The organism is Dyadobacter sp. OTU695 (genome assembly GCF_038440355.1).
GTDB lineage: Bacteria > Bacteroidota > Bacteroidia > Cytophagales > Spirosomataceae > Dyadobacter.
The window spans coordinates 113,440-134,902 of sequence record NZ_JASATN010000002.1 but is presented as its reverse complement, the minus strand read 5'-3'; the positions used below and the strand labels follow the sequence as shown (position 1 = coordinate 134,902).

The window sequence follows — 21,463 nt, the reverse complement described above, 5'->3', positions numbered from 1 at the left end:
GGTCTGGTGTAGCGAAAATTGAATAAGTTTGGTCCATACAAGGCACCATTCATATGAAAACCTGTACCTGACAACACTTGACAACCCCTGACCACACTTGACAACCCCCGACCAACATCACGCTTCCGTACTTTTTAACCAACTAACCCTTTTACAAGCATGTCCACTACCGGTCTGCAATCGCTGGATTACATAGTATTTTTCATCTATCTGATAGGCGTTTCCGCTTACGGTTACTGGATTTATAAAAAGAAAAACACAAAAGAAGTCAGCTCGACCGACTACTTCCTCGCTGAGGGTTCGCTGACATTCTGGGCGATCGGAGCTTCGATCATCGCCTCGAATATTTCGGCAGAGCACTTTATCGGAATGTCAGGATCTGGGTTTGCGATAGGTCTGGCAATTTCTTCCTACGAATGGATGGCCGCAGCCTCGCTGATCGTCGTGGCCGTGTTTATCCTGCCGGTGTATCTGAAAAACAAGATTTATACCATGCCGCAATTCCTGCGGGAACGGTATAACCCGACGGTAGCGACGATCATGGCTGTCTTCTGGCTCTTGTTATATGTATTTGTCAACCTTACGTCGATCCTGTACCTGGGTGCCCTAGCCCTCGAAGTGACAGCGGGCCTCGATTTCACTTATGGCATTGTGGGCCTTGGCCTTTTCGCGATTGTGATTACGATCGGTGGCATGAAAGTGATTGGGTATACGGATGTCGTACAGGTAATTGTGCTGGTACTGGGAGGCTTGGCAACTACGTATCTTGCATTAGACCTGGTGTCCATCCATTTCAACCGCCCGGGTCTTTTTAATGCACTGGCATTGCTAAAAGAACAGGCCGATTCACATTTCCATATGATCTTGCCGAAAGAAGATCCGTTCTATAAAGACCTTCCGGGATTGTCGGTGATTATCGGCGCGATGTGGATCAATAACCTCGCCTATTTCGGTTGCAACCAGTACATTATCCAGCGCAGCCTCGGTGCCAGCTTGCCCACTGCCCGGAAAGGCATCCTTTTCGCGGCTTTGCTTAAACTCCTGATACCGATCATCGTGGTTATCCCTGGCATTGCTGCATTCGTCTTGTACCAAAACGGTATGTTCCAGCAGGAGATGCTCGACGGCAATGTGGTGAAACCAGATCACGCATACCCTGTTTTACTCAATTTGCTGCCCGCCGGGTTAAAAGGAATGGCATTTGCCGCGCTCACGGCGGCCATAGTGGCCTCACTGGCCGGCAAGGCAAATAGTATCTCGACGATATTTACGTTGGACATTTATAAACAGTACATCGCCCCGCACGCCTCCGAGCGCCAGCTTGTACGTGTGGGCCGCTACACGATCTACGTCGCGATGGGCATCGGTATCCTCATTGCTCCGCAGCTCCGGGTGCTCGATCAGGCATACCAGTTCATTCAGGAATACAGCAGCTTTATCACCCCCGGCGTGTTTGCGATATTCATTCTGGGTATGTTCTGGAAAAGAACGACATCGGCCGCTGCGCTGACAGCCGCATTGCTGACGATCCCGTTGTCGACAGCCGGCAAATTTATGTACCCCGAAATTCCGTTCCTGGACCGCATGGGATACATTTTCCTGATACTCTGTGCGGTGATCGCCGCCATTTCCCTTGCCGATCCGAAAAGCAAGAACAATCCGAAAGGCCTCGAAATTGAGGCGTCAATGTTCCAGCCCGGCAGGAGTTTTGTAGTTGGCTCGGTGCTCATATGTGGTGTGCTGGCAGCTTTATACACGATATTCTGGTAGCTGTCGGCTGTCGGCTGTCGGCTGTCGGCTGTCGGCTGTCGGCTGTCGGCTGTCGGCGATAAGTGGAATATGCTGTGGCTAGTTCACAGACAAGATGTATTAACAATAAAAAATGTGGCCGATACCACAAATAATAGACTGCCGATTGCCGACAGCCGAAAGCCATTAACCAGATGCTACTGACGACGAAACAATTGTTCCATAAATGCTATGGCCGCTATGCAATACCGGCGGTGAATGTGTTTTTCATGGAGGAAATCCACGGGCTTTTCGCTGCCGCACAGGAGGCAAATGCGCCCTTTATTGTACAAACAACGCCCTTCGCACGCGATTATGCCCATCCAGACATGCTCCTGTCCATGATAGGCGCGGCGGCGCGCATTTACCCGCGCGTCACGTACGCGATCCACATGGACCACGGTTATGAAGACCATATTTTCGACGCTATCGAGAAAGGGGGGTACACTTCGGTCATGATCGATGCGTCACACGACGTTTTTGAAAAAAATGTAGCCCGTACCAAAGCGGTAGTAGCTGCTGCGCATGCCAAAGGTATTAGTGTAGAGGCCGAGCTTGGCGTACTGGCCGGGGTGGAAGACGACCTTACTGTGGATGCAGCGCATTCCTTTTACACCAATCCGCAACAAGTCGAGGATTTTGTGCATGCCACCGACTGCGACAGTCTCGCCATTGCTGTGGGGACCAGTCACGGAGCTTACAAATTTTCGGGTGGGCAGGGTCTACAATTTCATATTCTTGAAGAAATCCAGCAGCGCCTGCCTGGCTTCCCGCTGGTATTGCACGGCGGCTCTAATGTGGTGCCGGAAGTCATCGAACGCATTAATGCAGCCGGTGGCCAATTGAAAACCGATGCCAAAGGCGTGCAGGAAGAAGAAGTGCGAAAAGCGATCCCGCTGGGTATTTGCAAGATCAACATTGCTACCGACACCCGACTGCTCTGGACGATGGTCAACCGGGAGTTTTTCCGCGACCGCCCGGATGAATTTGCTCCGACGAGCCCGGGGAAGATTTTTATGGAGGAATACAAAAAATTTATGCTGAAAAAATTCGATTTGTTCGGTTGCACCGGCAAAGCGGGCGAATTCAGCGACACTATCAGCTGACTCTGTTTTGAACAGTAACCCATCAAAGACATGACAAGACGACTCACGGTGGCACAGGCCACCATCATGTTTCTAAAAAACCAGTACATCGAGCGCGACGGTATCGAAGAACCCTATTTCGGCGGTTGTTTCGGCATCTTCGGACATGGAAATGTGGCCGGCCTTGGCCAGGCGTTGCAGGAAAATCCGGACTTCCGTTATTACCAATGCCGCAACGAACAATCGATGGTGCATACCGCAGTGGCTTACGCAAAGGTGAAAAACAGGCTCGGAGCCTTCGTTTGCACCACCTCGATCGGGCCGGGTGCTACCAATATGATCACCGGTGCTGCATTGGCTACCATCAACCGGCTGCCTGTGCTTTTGCTACCAGGCGATATTTTCGCAACACGCGAGCCTAATCCGGTTTTACAACAGCTTGAAAGCGCCGCCTCGCAGGATATTTCGGTCAATGACTGTTTCAAACCGGTTTCCAAATATTGGGACCGCATTAACCGGCCAGAACAGCTGATTTACTCCCTGCCGGAAGTAATGCGCGTACTCACCTCACAGGCGGAAATGGGCGCAGTTACGCTCTCGATGCCTCAGGATGTACAGACCCACGCCTACGATTTTCCGGAATCACTATTCCAAAAACGCGTGTGGCACATAGGCCGCCCACGTCCGGACCTTTCTACGATTCAAAAGGCTGCGGAATGGATCAAAGCAGCGAAAAATCCCGTGATCGTGGCCGGCGGCGGGGCTATTTACAGCGGCGCGTCCGAAACACTTCACCAATTTGCTTCGAAAACCGGCATTCCCGTTGGTGAAACTTTTGCCGGGAAAGGAGCCGTACGCTACGATGCGCCTTACAGCATCGGCGGTCTCGGCGCCACCGGTACCAAATATGCAATTGATGTTGCCAACCAGGCAGATCTTGTGATCGGTATAGGCACGCGTTACAGTGATTTCACAACAGCCTCCAAATCGATCTTCAAAAATCCGGATGTCCGCTTTATCAATATCAATATCAGCGAATTTGACGCGTTCAAGCATGCTGCATTGCCGGTAATCGGAGATGCGAAGGCAGTGCTGGAAGAACTATCCGGACTTCTGGGCAACTATGAAGTCGCGCTGGACTATCGCCGGCATATTGCCGACATCAACAAAGCATGGGACGATGAGGTTACGCAGATCTACGCCGAAGGGAACAGCACAGTCCCGCCCATTGACCAGGCTGTTGTGATCGGTACGCTGAATACCTTTATGGACGACGGGGATGTGATGATCAATGCATCGGGCAGTGCTCCGGGCGATTTGCACAAATTGTGGCGCGCCACCGATCCGAAAAACTTCCACCTCGAATACGGTTTCTCGTGCATGGGTTATGAGATTGCCGCAGGCCTCGGCGCCAAAATGGCCGATCCTTCCCGTGAAGTGTATGTGCTCTGCGGTGACGGCGGCTATCTGATGAATAACCACGAGATCGTCACATCCATTCAGGAAGGCGTGCGTTTTACCATCCTGCTTTTGAACAACAACGGCTACGCGAGTATTGGCGGACTATCGGAAAGCATTGGTAGCGAGCGCTTTGGGACGATGTATAAATACCGCGAAAATGAAACCGGTCAGCTATCTGGCGGATTTCTGCCGGTGGACCTTGCCAAGAATGCAGAAAGCCTGGGCGCCAACGTGATCCGCGCCACCGACAGGCAATCGCTGCAAAATGCCCTGGCACAAGCCAAAACCGCTGACCGCACGACCGTCATTTACATCGAAACCAGCCTCTACCGCACCGTAAAAGGCTATCACGCCTGGTGGGAAGTGCCTGTGGCAGAAGTTTCGACATCAGCATCGGTCCAAAAAGCATTTGAAACTTACCGAGAGAACAAAAAAACACAACGTATTTTTCTTTAAAAGGAGGAAAGGGACGATGGAGGAAAGGGAGGAAACGGTTAGAGCCCTCCATCCTCCCTCCTCCCTCTCCTCCCCTTCATCCCTTTTTTAAAAAAATGAATTTCGAAAACATCAGACTGGGCGTTGCTCCCATTAACTGGACCAACGACGATATGCCGGAGCTCGGCGGCGAGAATACATTTGAGCAATGCGTAAGCGAAATGGCGCTGGCGGGATTTACCGGCTGTGAGGTGGGGAACAAATTTCCACGAGACACTAATGTTTTGAAAAAAGCATTGGAACTCCGCGGCTTGCAGATCTGCAACCAATGGAACAGCTATGAACTGACGACCAAATCCTTTGCCGAAAACCGTGCAAACTTCACCAGGCTGCTCGATTTCCTCGAAATCATGGGCGCCAAAGTGATTGGCGGCGGTGAAACGGGAAATAGCTGCCAGGGCCGAATGGATGTGCCTGTGTTTGAGGGAAAAGGTATGCTCAGCACCCGGGAAGAATGGGACAGCTTTACCTACGGTCTGAACGAGCTGGGTAAGATTGCACGCGACCGTGGCATGAAACTGGCGTTTCACCATCACATGGGCACCTGCATTCAAACCATCGCGGAAACAGACCGGCTGCTGAACGAAACCAACCCCGACTATGTATTTCTGAACTACGATTGCGGGCATTTCCATTTCGCCGGCGAAGATCCGGTGGCTGCATTGAACAAATACATCGGCCGCACAGCGCATATACACCTGAAAGACGTGCGTCCGAACGTATTGCGACGTGTACACGATGAACGCCTGAGCTTCCTGACGGCCGTCAAAAATGGCGTCTTCACCGTTCCAGGCGATCCCGAGGGTTGTATTGATTTTCCATCTCTTTTCGCCATCATTAAAGAAAGCAACTATGCCGGCTGGATCGTGCTCGAAGCAGAACAAGATCCTGCCAAGGCGAACCCGCTGGAATACGCGATTATCGCAAGGAATTTTTTCAGGGGGTTGACCGGGATTTGACCTTAATTGAGATTAAGAAAAGACAATTGTCAGGACGGACCCGGCGGACTTTCCTATTTTTGGCAACACATTACAGCACCCATTTGCCGGCTCCGAACGGCCTCCTGGATTGCCTGGAGGCCCTTTCGGAGCCAGTGTTTCTTATAAGAGCCGATCATCCTACAAACAGCATGCCTCTCTCCGGGCGTCGGTGTTTCATATTCGGCTAAAATTAGCGCTCGGTTCCGCCACATTTCCCCACCAACCTACGTAACAGCAGTATATTACCGATTAATCTCTGTTGCAACACGCCTATGTCAAATCAGTTTACTCATTACTTTTAAACTGAACACTATGTTAAACTTCAAACGATTACATCTTCTCTATGTCCTGATTTTTGCATTGACGGTGGTGGGTTGTAAGGATAAGGATGTCGACCCGGCCGTAGCAGCAATCGATTCTACCACTACGGCCGATTATCCTAACATCAACAGCTGGCTTTACGATGTGATGGACGATGCGTATTTCTGGTACAAAAACCTGCCGGCCGAAAGCAGCCTTGATAAAACCGTCGATCCTCGCGATTATTTTGAAAAACTCGTCTATCAACGGGCTACCGTCGACCGCTTTTCCGCGGTTACCGACGATATCGACGCATTGCAGGATGAGTTCGACGGCATTAGCAAAGTTTTCGGGATCAGCTATTCATTGTCTTATATCGATAACGGGAAATCGAACATAGCGGCATTTCTGAATTATGTCGTGAAGGGTAGCCCGGCTGAGGCAGCGGGCCTGAAAAGAGGCGATATTCTGATGAAAGTAAATGGCTCGCAACTAACTTCCAGCAACTATACATCTCTGCTCAGTAATAACGAAACGGCCACTTTTACCTTAGGAGAAATCTCCGGCACAGCTATCGTGGCAAGCAACCAGACGGTAACTGTGACCAAAGCACTGGTAAGCGAAGATCCTGTTCTTTTTTCGACAGTTATTTCAAAACCTGCGTATGGGAAAACAATTGGTTACCTGGTTTACACCCAATTTGTGCCCGGTACCGACGCCGACGAGTCGAAGTATGACAATGAGCTGCGCCAGGTCTTTGCCGATTTCAAAAGTAAGGGTGTGAATGAGTTGGTACTCGATTTACGGTTCAACCCGGGTGGCTATATCAGTTCGGCCGAAACACTCGCTTCGCTGATCGGGAAAGGTGTTTCAAACTCCAAAATCTTTTACAAGGAACAATGGAACGACAAATACACGGCGTACTGGCAAAAAATGCAGGGTGCTGACGCGTTGAATTACAAATTCCAGAATGAGGCCAATAATATCGGGAGCGCTTTGAGCCGCGTATTCGTGCTTACATCTAACGGCACAGCATCTGCCAGCGAACTGGTAATCAATGGATTGAAGCCCTACATGAGCGTAATCAGGATCGGAGAGCATACTGCCGGCAAAAATCTGTTCGGCCGACTTATAGGTGACGATCAGAAGCGTTGGAAATGGGGCGTCTACCTGATGCTGGGCCAGACCGCCAACGCCAACGGCGAGTCGGATTACGGTACTGTCAATGGAATGAAGCCCGATTACGAGGTCGAAGACTCGACCGTTCCCTATCTGCCTTTTGGAGATGAAAATGAAACACTGCTCCATAAGGCTCTGGACATTATGGGCATTCCAATTCCGCAAGGCCAGCGCCTGACATCGAAGAAGACCGTCGATACGTTCCGCAAAATGCTTCACGATGACCTTCAAACGAAGGAAAGCCGGATGATCCGCGGCGGAAACCTAAGAGCAATCCCGCAGTAACTCTCACATACATATGGTTGTCTGGACCGGGCCTGCATTTGCGGGCCCGGTCCGTTTCCTGCCCGTTCCATCAAAAAACCGGCCGGCTGGCATCGTTTTAGTCGTATTTACTGTAATTTTGGTTCCCAATTTTACTCACGTTCGGTACGCAGGCATTGATATGAAGTTGAACGCTTTACATATCCTTTTGATTTTCTTCTCATTCCTGCATTTTGCTCAGGCACAAACCGGCAAACATACCTATCGTTTTAAGGACAAATTCACCGTAGAACAACCGGAATGCGGTCCGACCCTCGTACAGGCGCAAGCAGCGGGTTCGTGTGCGGCAGGAACCTCGCCAGGCAGATTTCTCGATGAACTACTACCTTGCGGCGGAAGGCGGCTTGTTTATCACAACAATAAGCACTGGGGACTGATGTACCCGAATACCGAAGGGCTCGTTTCCGAATCCTACACGATCCAGCTGTATCTGAAAGTAACCGACTGGGGTGGAGCCCTGGCCAGGATCATCGATTTCTCGAACGGGACCAGCGATGACGGTATTTATTTTAGAAATACTCCCGGAAGCAGCGGGCACTGCCTGGATTTTTCGCCGAAAGGTATTATCGGAGTATGTCCCTATTTTTATAGTTCCACCTACTATTTACTAACCTTTACCCGTGACGGCGCCACGGGACGAATGGACATTTACGTGGGCGATAACCTGTTCGTCAGTTATATCGATGCCGCCAAAAACTATGTCGGCAAAGCCGGGGTACCGATTTACATTTTCAGGGATGATAATGCAGAATCCTGCGAATCCGGCGAGGCAAACTTTGCCTATATGATTTTCCGCGGTGAATACTTTTCAAAGGCAGAGGTGGATAAATCGGTCTCAGAAATCTGTTTCGAGGCCAGCATCAACTCCTATGCCGATTTTTCCATCTCCCCCAGCCCGGTTTGCGGACCTAATAAAAACGTCGAAGTGAAATATACCGGATCGATTCCGTCGCCTGGCACCGGCTACGATTTTAACTGGGACTGGAACGGAGCCCAGGTTATTTCCGGGTCGGGAATGGGGCCTTACGTCCTGAATTGGGCTACCGGCGGGGTAAAAAACGTTACACTTTCAGTCAGGAATCAGGCTTGTGGAAATGTGCTCGACAATACCAAACGGATTGTCATCAGCAACCCTACGCTCACCGCCGAGGCCATATCCGGCAATTGTGACACGGGGACCAGTGGTACCATCACCCTTACGGCAGCCGACGGCATTTCGCCCTATCAGTATTCTATCGATTCGGTCAACTACCAGGCTTCCAACATATTTCAAGTGCCGGTAGGGCACTACAGGGTCTTCGTAAAGGATGATAACGGTTGTACCACCGCAAGGGATGCAGATGTGTCTTTCACCAGCGATATTGCCGTCAGAACGATGCCCGATACCACCATTTGTGTCGGACAGTCAATCACACTGGCCACGACAAGTAATGGTGAAAAGTTTTCCTGGGTACCGCAAAACGGGCTGGATAATGCCCGCGCACTGGAACCGGTTGCAACGCCGGAAACTACTACGCAATACATTATAACCGCTACCAAGGGTTTTTGTACGCAGACTGACACCGTTGAGGTTCGTGTAGCTCCCAAAATTGAGGTAAATGTAACGCCTGATGCCTTGATAGAATACAATGTCCCGTTCCAGCTTAACGCGACCTCGCCACAGATCCGCAATTATGCGGCTGCCACGTTTTTATGGACACCAGCCGATGGACTGAACGACGCCAGCATCCAAAGCCCGATAGCCGTTTTACAGGAAAATCAATCTTATACGGTAGATGTAACTTCCGAGCTGGGCTGCAAAGGCCAGGGTCAGGTGAAGCTCTCTATCAAACGGCAGGAAAACATTATCGTCCCGACTGCATTCTCACCTAACGGCGATGGTAAAAACGAAGTACTGCTGCCGGTCGTGAATGACATCGCGTCGATCCGTTATTTCCGCATTTACAATCGATGGGGCCAGCTGGTCTTCTTTACCGACCAGCTCAACACCGGCTGGGATGGGACTTTCAAAGGCGGCGCTGCTATTTCAGGCACTTATGTTTGGGAAGTCGAAGGTGTTTCGACGAAAGGGAAAGTGATTAGCAAGCGGGGGGCAGTGATGTTGTTACTCTAATTTTTTGCTATCGGCAGTCGGCTATCGGCGGTCGTTCGTAACAAGCCGATAGCTGACCGCCGATGACCGACGTTATAATCAACGGCTTATCCAGCTAAATTCGTAGGCCAGATCCGGAATACGGGTACGATCAGCAATCCTTCTCAACCTTGCCGGAAGGGCCATCAGGTAATCTCTCGCCTTCTCCGCTTTTTCGTTGATATCTCTCACAGAACCAATGTTCCATTCATTGAGAAGGTCTTCGAGAATGTCGATATAGTCCAGGGTTGTGTACACACCCAGGCGTTGAGCAGCGTCGGAGAAATGAGAGAAAGTCTCACCCATTTTCACACCCGTTTCCCGCATGAAGTGCGCAGGCATAACGATTTTTTTACGCATCATATCTTCCAGGGCCAGCAGCAGCTCCGACGGATCCACTTCCAGAATCCTGGTTACAAACGTTTTGTATGCTTTCGCATGGCGCATCTCGTCGGAAGCAATCACGCCGCATATTTTCGACAAATGCGGGTTACCAAACTTCTTCGCGAGCGTGGCCGTGCGACGGTGCGAGACATTGGTGGCAAGCTCCTGAAACGACGTATAAATGAAATTCCGGTAAGGATCGCGGTCTGTGCCGATATCGAAACCGTCGGCAATGAGGTATTGCGTAGAAACTTCCATCGCACGCATGTTCACCCGGCCAGAAAGGTACAGGTATTTATTGAGCAGGTCGCCATGGCGATTTTCCTCGGCCGTCCAGGCACGCACCCACTTCACCCATCCCGATTCAGGCTCATCGACCTGATTGATACCGATCACATCCACCAGCCAGGATTCGTAAGTAGGCAGCGCCTCTTCCGTAATCGTATCCCCGATCAGCACGGCGATGTAATCATAAGGCAGCTCACGGCAACTTTCCTGCAAAAGCTTAACTTCATGCAAAAAATTCTCCCGGGTTGCATCAGGCAGAAAGTCAGCCGGTTGCCAGTTTTCCTCGATCGGTTTAAGATACTCTCCTATGAGCCCGTCGAGGTCTTTGCCTATATGTTTCATTACTTCAAGCCTTTCGGCTGAAAGCGTAATATCCATTTGTATCTCGATTTAAACACTATTGACTATTTTACAAATAACGTGAATTATACGTAAGTTTTGAATGACAATTGTCATTTCACATTTTAGAATTTGGCGTAACCAAAACAGATTTAAACTATTTTTGCAGAAAAAATAAGAATGAAAAAAATCCTCGATTACGTTCTGAGTACCCTTTACCTGATCCATTTCGGCCTAACACTATTAGTCTTCCATGTCATACAGGTTATCGCATTCAACGTCTTCGGCAAAAAGGCGCATAAAGTATCGGTCGACTGGCTTAATTTTTCCCTCACTTTCGGGCTCTATCTGACCGGTGCAAGTATCAAGCTCAAAAACCTTGCCCAGCTTCCCGACAACCGTCCTCTTATTTTCGTGGCTAACCACCAGAGCAGCTACGACATCTCCCCCGTTTACTGGTATATGCGTAAATACAGTCCTCGTTTTGTTTCCAAAATAGAGCTGGCAACCGGCGTTCCCAGTATTTCCTATAACCTGCGCAAAAGCGGCGCGGCGCTTATCAACCGGAAGGACGGCAAACAGGCCATTACCGAAATCGCGCGGCTCGGGAAACTGATCCAGGACGAGAAAGCGTCGGCGATTATTTTCCCCGAGGGCACCCGCACTGCCAGCGGCGATATGAAGCCGTTCCAGCCTGGCGGTGTCGCTACCCTGCTCAAAAGAGCCCCTGACGCCCTCGTCGTGCCAGTGGCGATCAACGGCACCGGCACATTCAATCCCAAGGGGATATTTCCGCTAAAATCTTTCGCGAAGCTTAGTTTCACAGTCCTGCCGGGTATCGAGCCAGCCGGCCGGAAGGCGGAAGAAATATTGAATGAGGCACAGGAAGCGATTCGTGTGGCGATCGCGGGCTGATTTTCAAATGGTTAAAAACGCTTCCTTTCCGGTTAACAATCGTTAACAATCCCCATTTAAACCTCTGCGACCACTTACCCTCTAACCCACGAAACTTAAAACTTTTGGGTTATGAAAAAGATACTTTTTGCCGCAGTGGTTCTCGCATTAGGATTCACCAATGCTTCCGCCCAATATGGTCCACGTTACGATCGTGACGAGTACCGCGACGGTTACAGCCGTGAAAGAATGTCTGACATCAACAGACTTCAAAGAGAAGCACGACAAAATATAGCCAACGGTGTGCAATGGGGTACGCTTACCTCCCGCGAAGCGAGCATGCTGATGAACCGCTACGAGAACATCCAGGACAAAGAACGGCATTTCGCCCGTCACGGCCGTCTGTCGAACCGTGAGGAAAGAATTCTCCGCAACGACCTGCATGAGCTGATGTCGGATACCCGCCGCCTCAGCCGCGATCGTGACCGCTGGTCACGCGATGGTCGCCACAGAGGCCGATACTAGGATTTTAAAGGTTATAGTTGAAGGTTTAGGGTAATGCAAAAAGCACCGGGACGTTGGCCCGGTGCTTTTTTATTCGTTTTTAAAATATCTGACGAGCTTGACATGCGACTTCTCGAACCCCTCGCGCTGGTAGAACCTGTGCGCCTGCTCGCGTGTAGCGCGCGATGTTACCTCCATTTGAATCGCCCCCTCTCCTTTTGCGAAGGCCGTCACGTGCCGCATCAATGCATTTCCGATCTTTTGCGAGCGGTAGTCTGGCTCCACATACATTTCCTGTATCTCCGAAATCAGCGCGGCGTGATGCAGCAGTGGCTGAATATGGCAGCTCACCATTCCCACTGGCTTTCCGTCCTGTTCTGCCAGAAAATAACTGATATTGGGATTTGCAATATTGCGATCGAAGGCCGCATCGAAGCCTGGCCGGTCAAGGATCATGTTTTCAAGACCGCATATCATTTGATAAATGACATCGCGGTCGGCTGTGGATGCGCGACGGACGGTAACGGGTGCCTGCACGTTGATAACAGTTGGGTTGAGCGGCACAAATTACACCGGGCCGTGCATAATGGCAAGAATGCGGGCTATTTCTCCGGCCATATTACCGGCCCTCGTGTGCCCTCCCCGCGGATCGTGGCCAGAAAATCCTTCATTTCCTCCTGCGTATATTTCGAGAGGTCTACGCGGGTGCCGTCGCAATGGTGTGCCGCACACCCTATGCATGACATGTAAATCATGGTACAATCGAAAACGATTTCACCTTTTATTTTCCCGAGGGTAACCGTTAGCATGTCATCCTGGTTTTTAGCGCTCAGGGAGTCAATCTTCGCTTTTAGCCAGGGTAGATTACGGACGGGATCTTTTACCCCGCAGACTTCCAGACGCGACGAAACGGTGCTGTCTTTACAAGAAAATATAAGTATTAGAAAAAGGGAAAGTAGAAGGTTTTTCATGGGTCAGTGAATGTTATAAACTGAAAATGAGACACCTTATTTGTAGAAACCGTTGTAACCACGTCTTTCCATCATTTGCCAATCCTGATATTTATATTATTTTAACATTCGGTTACAAAATTTAAATTACATTTGAAAAACGCATTAATCATGCTATTTATGAGGCAAATTGTACTGGCATTTGCGCTGATCATTTCTTTCCAGAGCCTTGGTCAAATTACATTCATCGACAGTAACACTTCCTGGAACCAGCTTTCTAAACTAGCGAAGGAACAGGACAAGCTTATTTTTATTCACTTCGAAAACAGCGAGTGCATTCAATGCAATGAGGTCGCTTCAATGGGTTTTGGTAATGAAATTCTCAAGAAGACCTTTGACGAAGAATTCATCTCCATCCGCTGCAATGTTGGCACTACCAATGGCCGGAATCTTGCTCAGAAATTCAGGATCATGAGCTCGCTGATGTCGCTGTATGTGGATTCGGACGGCAATATCCTGCACGTAAATAACGGCTCCACGGGCGATTCCTATACCTATTTACAGGGCGCGGAGCGCGCACTCGATCGTAAAGGGAAAAAGCAACTACCCGACTATGAAAGAGATTACAAAGCCGGCATGCGCAAGCCCGCATTCATGAGGGAATATATGGTCAAAAAGCGGGAATCATCCATGGCGATTGATGACTTGCTCGACGAATATGTTGCCTCGCTTCCCGTCGATTCGCTCGTTAATTTTCAGACTATCAAAGGCGTATTCGAATTTTTCCCCGCTGTAAACAGTCTTGCTTTTCAAACCATAAGAACCAAAACCCCGAAATCAATAACCGACAGTATATTCAACTCGGCCAAACCCGACGAACGCAAAGCCGTGTATGAGGGAATTCTCGAAAATTCTTTCCGTATAGCTGTGCAAAAACGGGACATTCAAATAGCGCGTCAAACCGCTGATTTTGCAAGGGAATCTCACAGCAAAGACCGGTCGAGCGGCGAAATTGATTCTGCGAAATGGATGACTAAATACTACTACCGGATCGGCGATACGCGAAAGTATTTTGAAAGCGCCGTCAAATTAATCGAAAACAAATACATGCCGCTGACCATCGATTCGCTTAACGCAATGGACGATGCAGCATTCAAAGCACAACAGAACTTTTTTATATCCAAACGCGGCAAGCCCAAACAGGGCGTAACGGTAAGGTCTATGGCGATCGCGCCGCCTTCGCAGTTCATTTATCTGGAACTGAATGAGCATGCCTACCACTTCTACGAGCTTACGCGTAATAAGGAACTGCTTGAAAAAGCGCTGGCATGGTCGAAAAAATCGATGGATCTATCAAATGAAAAAAGGAGAAATACGCAAACTCCATACCGGTTAGGCGACCCAAACTTTATTGACACTTACGCACACATCCTTTACAAACTAGGCAGAAAAGAAGAGGCCATCGAGTGGCAAACCAAAGCGGTGGAAGCACAGAAAGTTTCCGGTATGGCCTATGAGTCTTTTGAAATACGCCTCAACGAAATAAAAGCAGGCACATTATAGGGCCCATATACCTGTTTTCACATTATACAAACGCACTTTCACCCGTTATCGCCCTGCCAACGATCAGCGAATTTATCTCCTTGGTGCCTTCGTAGGAATAAATAGCCTCGGCATCCGCGACGAAACGGGCGATATCGTATTCGAGCAATATGCCGTTGCCTCCGAAAAGTTCGCGCGCGTGATCCACGATCGAGCGCATCCGCAGGGTGCAGAATACTTTTGCGAGCGAAGCATGTTCATCGGCGAGCTCCCCGGCGTCCTGCAATTGAGATAATCTATAAACCATCGTTTGCATGGCCGTAAGGTCGCCAAGCATCGTTACCAGCAAGTCCTGTACCAATTGAAAACCCGCGATCGGCCGCCCAAACTGCTTTCTTTCCATCGTGTATTTCAAAGCCAGCTCGTAGGCGCCCCGCCCGCATCCAACCGCCTGCCATGCAACGCCCGCGCGCGTCATGCGTAGGACATTGGCCGTATCCTTGAACGAATTGGCATTTTGAAGGCGATCTTCCTCCGTTACGCGACAATCAGTCAAGGTGATCAGTGCATTCTGCACCGTCCGCAATGCCATTTTATCCTCCATTTTTTCTGCCTTAAAGCCCGGATTTTCCTTCCGGACGATAAAGCCTTTTACCTGGTTGTCGTCCATATCACGCGCCCAGATAATTGTGATATCCGAGAAAGTGGCGTTGCCGATCCATTTCTTCTGACCATTGAGCACCCATTCGTCGCCTTCCCGTTTACAGGTTGTCGTGAGTCCGCCTGCCACGCCCGATCCTACTTCCGGCTCGGTAAGCCCGAATGCGCCGATCACCTCCATACGTTGCATGACCGGCAGCCATTGCTGCTTCTGTTCCTCCGAACCGCAGAGATAAATGGCCCCCATTGCAAGGCCGCTATGCACGCCAAAGAATGTTGAAATGGACGAATCAATGCGCGCCATTTCCATCGCGATAAACCCTTCCAACAATGCCGAACGCCCCGCACAACCGTATCCGTGGTAGGTAAGGCCACAGATATTCAACTTGGCCATGAGCGGGATAATGTGTTTGGGAAACTGCGCATTGTTCCAGTAATGGTTAGCGATCGGCTTGATTTCTGTCTCCATAAATTCCCGCACTTTGAGCTGTATCTCTCGCTCCTCAGGTTTCAGCGTCGACGTCAATTCATAAAAATCGCCATTTACGACGGGTGGGACCTTCTTTTTGCCTGAACCGGCTTGCATGAATTTAAGCATTTTACCAAGGTCCTCCTCACTCATCTTCGATACTACACCCATCAGCTGGTTGAGATCTACCTTCCGGGACAGCCTGGAAACGGCTTCTATATCGATGGTTTTGAGGAGGCTGCGTATTTGTGAAATGGATTTGAAAAGATTCATACCGTTTGCTGGATTTTGATTTGATAAAGAGTCGGCCCAAGAGGCGGTTCTACTGCACTATTCTCAAAAAGTAACGCCACGGGAATGAAATTTGCCTGTATCGGCCTAAACCTGAAAAATTATGAAAACGCAAACCAATAACGTGGAAGGAGGCTCACCAAGCCAGGGCGGGTCAAAAAGTAAATCGAAGCAAAAAGATGATAGCCGGAAACCCTCGGGACTGCTCAAACAGGAAGCCATTCAGAAATCTGAAAAGGTAAACATGACCCAGAAAAAGGGTTATAACGAAACCCCCGAAACTGTTCCGGTGAAAGGCAAAAAGACCTGACAATCCGCGGAGGCATTATTTTACCGACGCTTCCAGTGCTGCGGCCAGGTACACCATCGGCGCATTCCAGTTGATGGCTATCTCATTGGAAGCATATGAACAATCGCTGTCAATGAAGGACTCGTCGGCAAATTTATTCGGATATCCTGCGCATTTGTCCTGTTGCCCCGGATTGGGGCCTCCTGAAAGTAAACCGGGAACAGGGTCCACGATTCCGTCGGCAATGGAGAGCCGGTGGTGTGGGTGCATAACGCGTTTGGAACCAAATCCGGTAAGCAGACAGTATCCGGTGGCATTCCGGCCAAGCAGGTAGTCGAGGTTACCCAAGGCAGCATGAAGGTATTTCCGATCCTTCGACAGACGGTAAGCATATAACAATGCGATCCCCTGGTTGGCTGCGACTGAGCTGCTGCCCCAAGCATAATCCCGCGCGGTTTTACCCATGACGGTATGATATGGTTGGTCTTGCAGATCGGTCAGAAGCTGATCCGCATAATTCAAGACAGTTTTATATAAAGCACCGGCCTGCCCGGCGGGCAATTGCAGCGTTTCGGCAAAGCGGAGCAACGTGTAATAGCCCAGCGTTTTCACCTGGCTCCAGGTAGGTAACGCCATCGGTTGCTGCAATTCCAGGTCAGTTTCTTTGAGGTACTCCGGCTTGCCTGTCGTGGCGTACATTTCGCAGGCAGCCCATATCCATTCATCCTTCACTGAGCGCTCACCGTAGGTGCCGGTGACCACATCCGGATCGAACTGCTTGTTCATCGCGTCCTGATTGTACAGCGCCGCCGGATGTTTTCCGGCCCATTGCCAACCTTTCACGGCAGCCGTCATACATGAGTCGGACAGACCTGGAAATTTACTATCGAAGCTTTTGAATACCCGGGATGCTTGCGCCATGACGGCTACAAAGTCAAGCGTTGCCGCAGTGCTTTTCTGCACCACATAGCGGGGATTTTTTGCAGCATCCGGCATAATCATTCCGTCAAAACGTGGGTTTGTCAGCTTGTGATACACGCCTCCATCTGCAGGGTCCTGCATGGTAAGCATCCATCGCAGGTTCCAGATCACCTCGTCAAGTAAATCCGGGACACCATTCTCACTCTCTGGGATATTGGTATTAAAATCCTCAAAATAAAGCGGATAATCCTCATACAATGAGAGCAGCGTGCCCATTGTAATGCCCGAATTGACGATGTATTTATTGTAGTCACCCGCGTCGTACCAACCGCGTGAGGATGATATGATGGTACTCTCAGGCCGTCCTTCCGATACTGCCGACGCGTGGATCAACACTTTATTGTCGGGATGTGCTGCCGGCCGCGCCCATTTTCCTGCAAACTTTTGGGACAGTTCAACGGAGGCGCGCTGATAGTAGAATGCTTTCAACGAAGCCCGGGCTACGTCGCGGTGGGCCTGTGCGCCGACATTGAACGGGACCGATTTTCCCAAACCCGGTACTTCAATCACATAAGAACCAGGCTTTTGAACTCCGCTAAAATCAGCCAGGCGGGTGTGCCTGCCCGAATGCTGGCTGGTACGAACATCGCCCAATTTGCCTTTAAAAACCGTTTTTTTCGATTTGGCTTCTTTCACTTCAAATGTATTGGCAGCATCCGTCACAATGACAGCCACTTTCGGTGCTGCCGGGTAAAATCCGACCTGATTCAATCGTATCGCGTCGGAATGCTGGGCATACGCAGGCGAGAAATATAAACCAAAGGCCGCGAGTGACGCGGCCATATGCAGCAATAATTTCATGTATTTAAAAAACGATTTCAATTCCACTGCGTAAAGCCATCCGGCAGGTAACTTTACCTCAATCCTGCAATTCTTTTACAGGATGCTCAATATTGGTGCCTGTTATTACAAGGCGGTGGTACTCGCCCCAGCGGCGCAATTCTTCGATCAGCGGTTCAAGCGAATGGGCGTGTTGGGTGCGCTCATACTCGATCACGGGCGGGAACGATTCATACACCTTTCGCTCCACGAGCAAGTTCATTTCCAGCTCTTTCAGCTCCTTGGATAGCATTCGTGGCGTGATGTTCGGAATAGCATTCTGCAATTCCATAAACCGCTTGTGGCCGAGGCTCATTGCGATGAGGATCGAGATCTTCCATTTCCCGCTGATCACATCCAGCGCATCCCGCACCGGTAAGATCAATTCCCGACATTCCGGGTGATTTTCCTTGAAATTCTCCTTCATATTATTACTCCTTCAAAATATAAACCGTGTCGACCAGAGCCAAAGATATTCTAATCGACGTTCTTGGGCCCTACCGAATCGTAAACCACTACCTTTTCCCACAGATGGCCATATTTTTCGATAAAGTCTAGGTGGATCGGATGAGTCTGGTAGATTTCCTCCTCTATGATATTCTTAAAGAAGCACATCCACGAGACCGTGTAATCTTTAACGATCACCGAGCGGCTGGTGACTGCCGGCTTTCCGATGTGTACATATTGTATCGAGGGAACTTTGGCCAGTTTGTGCAGTCCTTCCAGCAACTGTGCCTCGTGCTGGGCGTTGTTGGGTTCCTTAAGGTAAAAGAAAACGTGGTGAATAAACAGCTCTTTTATTCTTTCCCCTTCGGTGGTGATATTAGAGACAGAGGCGAGTGAAGCCAATCCCGCGTTTTGCAGGAACGTTCTTCTTGATTGATCTTCCATAAACAGAACAAAACAGATAGCGGAGAATTTTCCGCGTTTCAGTTTCAAGGATAAGGTTTATTTGCCCATTATCAAAATACGGCAGGACGCGCGGAAATGCATTTTAAAACTAATTCAATAAAAAATTTAACTTTTTTCTACAATTCGGTAAAGGTAAACCTTTCCGCCCGAAGTCTTTCTACTTAAAAACTACTCGACTTACCCTTTTATGAACATTACAAAACGAGACATTATCGTCGCCTCTATCTCTGTTTGTTGCACATTAACCTGCATTATCGCCCAACCCCAAGGCAGCATCCTTGAATCTTCTGTGTTCGATTGGAACAATATCGCCGTCAGGGGCACTGCCATCGGGTCGGTGAGAACATTTTTCCGTTCTCAAACCGCAACCACTGATGAACTTGAATGCCACGTTACAACATTAAACCCCGGGGAAGCCTCGCACCCGCCGCACAAACATCCCGAAGAAGAAGTAATCATTGTCAAAGAAGGCACCGTGGAAGCGCTGGTCAATGGAGAAAAGAAGAAGGTAGGGCCTGGTTCCGTTATTTTCCAGGCGTCGAATCAAATGCACACGCTACGCAACGCAGGCAAAACACCGGCGACTTATCACGTGATCAGCTGGCATTCGCCGGGGACGATGGAGAAGTGATTATTTCTTTTTAAAAAGGTGTTCCGGGACTGGGTTAAGTTCCAGAAAACGCCTTGCTTCCTCGGCTTTCTTTTCGAAGAATTCGTAATAATTAGGTGGCAACTCGTCGTGGACGTAGTCTCGCTTCACCTTTTTTTCTTTTATAGCTGGCATAGTGTTAAATATTAAATAGTATCTCCAAGTTAGTGATTGCAGGGTCAAAAAGCAAAAACGCTTTGTAGGATTTCCCCAGCTCAACTTCCTGCCACTTTGGTTTACGGCCATACCTGGCCGATTCTGTATAATCAGCTAGTCTATCTTCGCTGGTCGATCCAACAATCTGGTACTGTTCCAGCGTTGGTAAAATCCGGTTAATCCCCATTTGATACAGCCGGGTTCGCGAAGGCGTGCTTCCGGTTGCGTATATCACAGCGCCGGGGTGATCTTCCATAAATTCAAGGGCGATTGCGGCGACAGTTGCCAGTATTTTTTTACTATCACCATTCCTGACCTCAATCAAATCATTCAATCGGCCCGACGCAGATTCTACAACACCGAAACCGAGATTAAATATATTACGCCCCAGATAACTAAACCGGACGTGCATTTTGAAAGCTCCCTTTGGTCCATTGCTGTAAAATCGAAAGCCAAACTCACTAAGTTGATCAATCTTATATCGTTCCAAATCCATAACCAACAGATTATTTAGCAAAAAAATAGCCAGCGAAAAGTCGCTGGCTATCCTCTCATTCTGCTAGTATACAAACTATTCCGTCTTCGCGTACGCTGCTGCCAGGTCGTTTAGCGTGGCATCTTTCAAATGCTCGGAAGCAATTACCAGGCGGTAACGGAAAGTGGTCGATTCGCCTTTCTTCAACTTAAAATTGAGCGTTTCCTTGCCGTCGCTGAGTGCTTTCATCCCCAACGGGTTCACTGCAAACAATCCGTAGCCTCTCGCGTGCCAGTAGGCTGGATAACCTACGTTCTTGGGATGATCGATCATCGCCACGCTGATGTTTTCGTCCTTGATCTTGCCCGTCAGGTTACACCAGATGGCACGTTTACCCCATACCGTTTCACCTTCAATGCCATTACTGTTGCGGTAGTTACCAGTGATACCTTCATTGTTCATCACAGGCACTTTGGTGGCGATACCGCTTGCATCGGTAAAGATCTCAGGCTTGTTAGAAGGCAATTCCAACTCACGCGCCACCCGTATTGCGTACATACCATCTTTTACGTCGGGCATACTCACCTCTGGTAATACGGCCGTCAACGTGGTACTGCGGTCGATGATGCGGGTATCGCCTTTTCCGCTGAAAGTGTATTTGGTAACCTCTTTCAGGGTCAGCGTACCGTCTTTGTCCACCCAGTCGGCAGTTACCGTAAGCTCGCCTTTGTCCTTACCGCTTTTTACGGAAGTAATGCCGGTATGAATGATGGTTCCGTATGCGCGTTTCTCATGGTTTACGGCATCGGAGTTGTTCCAGTAATCATTACCGTTCACATCCTCGTAGTTGAGCCAGATACCCACGTGATGCGGGTGATCTACGCGCTCTCCCGCGCGAGGGTCCAGCGGCCAACCACGGGTAATTACCGTTCCTTTGGCAGTCATTACCGGGTACAAAACAGCTTTTTTTAACGTTTTTTCGCCCGGGTAATAATATGCTGTGAATCGCTTGCCATCGATTTTAACCTCCACTTTTTTGTCGTTGTCGTTGCGGACAAGATCAACCTTCTGCGCAAAAGCACTTCCGGCAAAAGCGACAGCGGTAAGTGCCAAAGCAG

21 protein-coding genes are annotated in these 21,463 nt (G+C 49.5%); 11 read left to right on the top strand and 10 right to left on the bottom strand.

Going from position 1 to position 21,463, the window contains the following annotated elements:
* The first annotated feature begins 159 nt into the window (after positions 1 to 159).
* From AAHB90_RS06335 to AAHB90_RS06310, 6 genes are all read left to right on the top strand, one after another.
* The gene (locus AAHB90_RS06335) at positions 160 to 1,770 is read left to right on the top strand and encodes a sodium/sugar symporter (protein WP_342084100.1); all 1,611 of its coding nucleotides are present in this window, start codon (positions 160 to 162) and stop codon (positions 1,768 to 1,770) included.
* A gap of 173 nt (positions 1,771 to 1,943) precedes the next feature.
* Positions 1,944 to 2,894, top strand: a complete 951-nt coding sequence (locus tag AAHB90_RS06330) for a class II fructose-bisphosphate aldolase (protein ID WP_342084099.1) — start codon at positions 1,944 to 1,946, stop codon at positions 2,892 to 2,894.
* Between the two features lie 30 nt (positions 2,895 to 2,924).
* Positions 2,925 to 4,790, top strand: a complete 1,866-nt coding sequence (gene iolD, locus AAHB90_RS06325) for a 3D-(3,5/4)-trihydroxycyclohexane-1,2-dione acylhydrolase (decyclizing) (protein WP_342084098.1) — start codon at positions 2,925 to 2,927, stop codon at positions 4,788 to 4,790.
* Positions 4,791 to 4,885: 95 nt separating this feature from the next.
* Positions 4,886 to 5,788: a myo-inosose-2 dehydratase gene (gene iolE, locus AAHB90_RS06320; protein WP_342084097.1), complete on the top strand. Its 903-nt coding sequence runs from the start codon at positions 4,886 to 4,888 to the stop codon at positions 5,786 to 5,788.
* 333 nt (positions 5,789 to 6,121) lie between these two features.
* On the top strand, positions 6,122 to 7,573 hold the full coding sequence (locus tag AAHB90_RS06315) for a S41 family peptidase (RefSeq protein ID WP_342084096.1): 1,452 nt from the start codon (positions 6,122 to 6,124) through the stop codon (positions 7,571 to 7,573).
* A 160-nt stretch (positions 7,574 to 7,733) separates the two neighbouring features.
* On the top strand, positions 7,734 to 9,725 hold the full coding sequence (locus AAHB90_RS06310) for a gliding motility-associated C-terminal domain-containing protein (RefSeq protein ID WP_342084095.1): 1,992 nt from the start codon (positions 7,734 to 7,736) through the stop codon (positions 9,723 to 9,725).
* Positions 9,726 to 9,803: 78 nt separating this feature from the next.
* Here the strand turns inward: AAHB90_RS06310 and AAHB90_RS06305 are convergent, their stop codons facing one another.
* Positions 9,804 to 10,793 (bottom strand): acyl-ACP desaturase, encoded by a 990-nt coding sequence (locus tag AAHB90_RS06305; RefSeq protein ID WP_342084094.1) that lies wholly within the window; start codon positions 10,791 to 10,793, stop codon positions 9,804 to 9,806.
* A 141-nt stretch (positions 10,794 to 10,934) separates the two neighbouring features.
* Here AAHB90_RS06305 and AAHB90_RS06300 point away from each other — a divergent pair, with 141 nt between their 5' ends.
* A complete protein-coding gene (locus AAHB90_RS06300) occupies positions 10,935 to 11,669 on the top strand; it encodes a lysophospholipid acyltransferase family protein (RefSeq protein WP_342084093.1) in 735 nt (244 codons plus the stop codon).
* 111 nt (positions 11,670 to 11,780) lie between these two features.
* Positions 11,781 to 12,173 (top strand): hypothetical protein, encoded by a 393-nt coding sequence (locus AAHB90_RS06295; protein ID WP_342084092.1) that lies wholly within the window; start codon positions 11,781 to 11,783, stop codon positions 12,171 to 12,173.
* Positions 12,174 to 12,242: 69 nt separating this feature from the next.
* Here AAHB90_RS06295 and AAHB90_RS06290 read toward each other — a convergent pair whose 3' ends face one another.
* Both AAHB90_RS06290 and AAHB90_RS06285 read right to left on the bottom strand, forming a co-directional pair.
* Positions 12,243 to 12,716, bottom strand: coding sequence for a GNAT family N-acetyltransferase (locus tag AAHB90_RS06290; protein ID WP_342084091.1), 474 nt, complete (start codon positions 12,714 to 12,716; stop codon positions 12,243 to 12,245).
* 38 nt (positions 12,717 to 12,754) lie between these two features.
* Positions 12,755 to 13,123 (bottom strand): hypothetical protein, encoded by a 369-nt coding sequence (locus tag AAHB90_RS06285; RefSeq protein WP_342084090.1) that lies wholly within the window; start codon positions 13,121 to 13,123, stop codon positions 12,755 to 12,757.
* Between the two features lie 159 nt (positions 13,124 to 13,282).
* Between AAHB90_RS06285 and AAHB90_RS06280 the strand changes: the two genes are divergently transcribed.
* Positions 13,283 to 14,665 carry a hypothetical protein gene (locus AAHB90_RS06280; protein ID WP_342084089.1) on the top strand — a complete coding sequence of 461 codons (1,383 nt, stop codon included), beginning with the start codon at positions 13,283 to 13,285 and terminating at the stop codon, positions 14,663 to 14,665.
* Between the two features lie 22 nt (positions 14,666 to 14,687).
* On the opposite strand, the gene AAHB90_RS06275 is transcribed toward AAHB90_RS06280, so the two are convergent.
* Complete coding sequence (locus AAHB90_RS06275; protein WP_342084088.1) at positions 14,688 to 16,046, bottom strand: acyl-CoA dehydrogenase family protein; 1,359 nt, start codon at positions 16,044 to 16,046, stop codon at positions 14,688 to 14,690.
* Between the two features lie 121 nt (positions 16,047 to 16,167).
* Here AAHB90_RS06275 and AAHB90_RS06270 point away from each other — a divergent pair, with 121 nt between their 5' ends.
* The gene (locus tag AAHB90_RS06270) at positions 16,168 to 16,374 is read left to right on the top strand and encodes a hypothetical protein (RefSeq protein ID WP_342084087.1); all 207 of its coding nucleotides are present in this window, start codon (positions 16,168 to 16,170) and stop codon (positions 16,372 to 16,374) included.
* A 15-nt stretch (positions 16,375 to 16,389) separates the two neighbouring features.
* Here the strand turns inward: AAHB90_RS06270 and AAHB90_RS06265 are convergent, their stop codons facing one another.
* The 3 genes from AAHB90_RS06265 to AAHB90_RS06255 are packed head-to-tail and all read right to left on the bottom strand — an operon-like array spanning position 16,390 to position 19,044.
* A complete protein-coding gene (locus AAHB90_RS06265; protein WP_342084086.1) occupies positions 16,390 to 18,135 on the bottom strand; it encodes a glycoside hydrolase family 9 protein in 1,746 nt (581 codons plus the stop codon).
* A gap of 58 nt (positions 18,136 to 18,193) precedes the next feature.
* Complete coding sequence (locus AAHB90_RS06260; RefSeq protein WP_342084085.1) at positions 18,194 to 18,580, bottom strand: winged helix-turn-helix transcriptional regulator; 387 nt, start codon at positions 18,578 to 18,580, stop codon at positions 18,194 to 18,196.
* 50 nt (positions 18,581 to 18,630) lie between these two features.
* Positions 18,631 to 19,044 carry a Dabb family protein gene (locus tag AAHB90_RS06255; RefSeq protein WP_342084084.1) on the bottom strand — a complete coding sequence of 138 codons (414 nt, stop codon included), beginning with the start codon at positions 19,042 to 19,044 and terminating at the stop codon, positions 18,631 to 18,633.
* Positions 19,045 to 19,252: 208 nt separating this feature from the next.
* Here AAHB90_RS06255 and AAHB90_RS06250 point away from each other — a divergent pair, with 208 nt between their 5' ends.
* The gene (locus tag AAHB90_RS06250; RefSeq protein WP_342084083.1) at positions 19,253 to 19,696 is read left to right on the top strand and encodes a cupin domain-containing protein; all 444 of its coding nucleotides are present in this window, start codon (positions 19,253 to 19,255) and stop codon (positions 19,694 to 19,696) included.
* On the opposite strand, the gene AAHB90_RS06245 is transcribed toward AAHB90_RS06250, so the two are convergent.
* The 3 genes from AAHB90_RS06245 to AAHB90_RS06235 form a co-directional block, all read right to left on the bottom strand.
* Positions 19,697 to 19,849 (bottom strand): hypothetical protein, encoded by a 153-nt coding sequence (locus AAHB90_RS06245; RefSeq protein WP_342084082.1) that lies wholly within the window; start codon positions 19,847 to 19,849, stop codon positions 19,697 to 19,699.
* Between the two features lie 4 nt (positions 19,850 to 19,853).
* Positions 19,854 to 20,366 carry a DUF6934 family protein gene (locus AAHB90_RS06240; protein WP_342084081.1) on the bottom strand — a complete coding sequence of 171 codons (513 nt, stop codon included), beginning with the start codon at positions 20,364 to 20,366 and terminating at the stop codon, positions 19,854 to 19,856.
* A 75-nt stretch (positions 20,367 to 20,441) separates the two neighbouring features.
* Positions 20,442 to 21,458, bottom strand: coding sequence for a DUF6807 domain-containing protein (locus AAHB90_RS06235; protein WP_342084080.1), 1,017 nt, complete (start codon positions 21,456 to 21,458; stop codon positions 20,442 to 20,444).
* Positions 21,459 to 21,463 lie beyond the last annotated feature (5 nt).

What these genes read in the sequence shown, in the direction of transcription:
- AAHB90_RS06305 (WP_342084094.1), bottom strand. Translation starts at nt 10,793, where the DNA reads ATGGATATTACGCTTTCAGCCGAAAGGCTTGAAGTAATGAAACATATA.
- AAHB90_RS06250 (WP_342084083.1), top strand. Translation starts at nt 19,253, where the DNA reads ATGAACATTACAAAACGAGACATTATCGTCGCCTCTATCTCTGTTTGT.
- AAHB90_RS06240 (WP_342084081.1), bottom strand. Translation starts at nt 20,366, where the DNA reads ATGGATTTGGAACGATATAAGATTGATCAACTTAGTGAGTTTGGCTTT.
- AAHB90_RS06245 (WP_342084082.1), bottom strand. Translation starts at nt 19,849, where the DNA reads ATGCCAGCTATAAAAGAAAAAAAGGTGAAGCGAGACTACGTCCACGAC.
- AAHB90_RS06295 (WP_342084092.1), top strand. Translation starts at nt 11,781, where the DNA reads ATGAAAAAGATACTTTTTGCCGCAGTGGTTCTCGCATTAGGATTCACC.
- iolE (WP_342084097.1), top strand. Translation starts at nt 4,886, where the DNA reads ATGAATTTCGAAAACATCAGACTGGGCGTTGCTCCCATTAACTGGACC.
- AAHB90_RS06330 (WP_342084099.1), top strand. Translation starts at nt 1,944, where the DNA reads ATGCTACTGACGACGAAACAATTGTTCCATAAATGCTATGGCCGCTAT.
- AAHB90_RS06310 (WP_342084095.1), top strand. Translation starts at nt 7,734, where the DNA reads ATGAAGTTGAACGCTTTACATATCCTTTTGATTTTCTTCTCATTCCTG.
- AAHB90_RS06300 (WP_342084093.1), top strand. Translation starts at nt 10,935, where the DNA reads ATGAAAAAAATCCTCGATTACGTTCTGAGTACCCTTTACCTGATCCAT.
- AAHB90_RS06275 (WP_342084088.1), bottom strand. Translation starts at nt 16,046, where the DNA reads ATGAATCTTTTCAAATCCATTTCACAAATACGCAGCCTCCTCAAAACC.
- iolD (WP_342084098.1), top strand. Translation starts at nt 2,925, where the DNA reads ATGACAAGACGACTCACGGTGGCACAGGCCACCATCATGTTTCTAAAA.
- AAHB90_RS06315 (WP_342084096.1), top strand. Translation starts at nt 6,122, where the DNA reads ATGTTAAACTTCAAACGATTACATCTTCTCTATGTCCTGATTTTTGCA.
- AAHB90_RS06335 (WP_342084100.1), top strand. Translation starts at nt 160, where the DNA reads ATGTCCACTACCGGTCTGCAATCGCTGGATTACATAGTATTTTTCATC.
- AAHB90_RS06270 (WP_342084087.1), top strand. Translation starts at nt 16,168, where the DNA reads ATGAAAACGCAAACCAATAACGTGGAAGGAGGCTCACCAAGCCAGGGC.
- AAHB90_RS06285 (WP_342084090.1), bottom strand. Translation starts at nt 13,123, where the DNA reads ATGAAAAACCTTCTACTTTCCCTTTTTCTAATACTTATATTTTCTTGT.
- AAHB90_RS06260 (WP_342084085.1), bottom strand. Translation starts at nt 18,580, where the DNA reads ATGAAGGAGAATTTCAAGGAAAATCACCCGGAATGTCGGGAATTGATC.
- AAHB90_RS06280 (WP_342084089.1), top strand. Translation starts at nt 13,283, where the DNA reads ATGAGGCAAATTGTACTGGCATTTGCGCTGATCATTTCTTTCCAGAGC.
- AAHB90_RS06255 (WP_342084084.1), bottom strand. Translation starts at nt 19,044, where the DNA reads ATGGAAGATCAATCAAGAAGAACGTTCCTGCAAAACGCGGGATTGGCT.
- AAHB90_RS06265 (WP_342084086.1), bottom strand. Translation starts at nt 18,135, where the DNA reads ATGAAATTATTGCTGCATATGGCCGCGTCACTCGCGGCCTTTGGTTTA.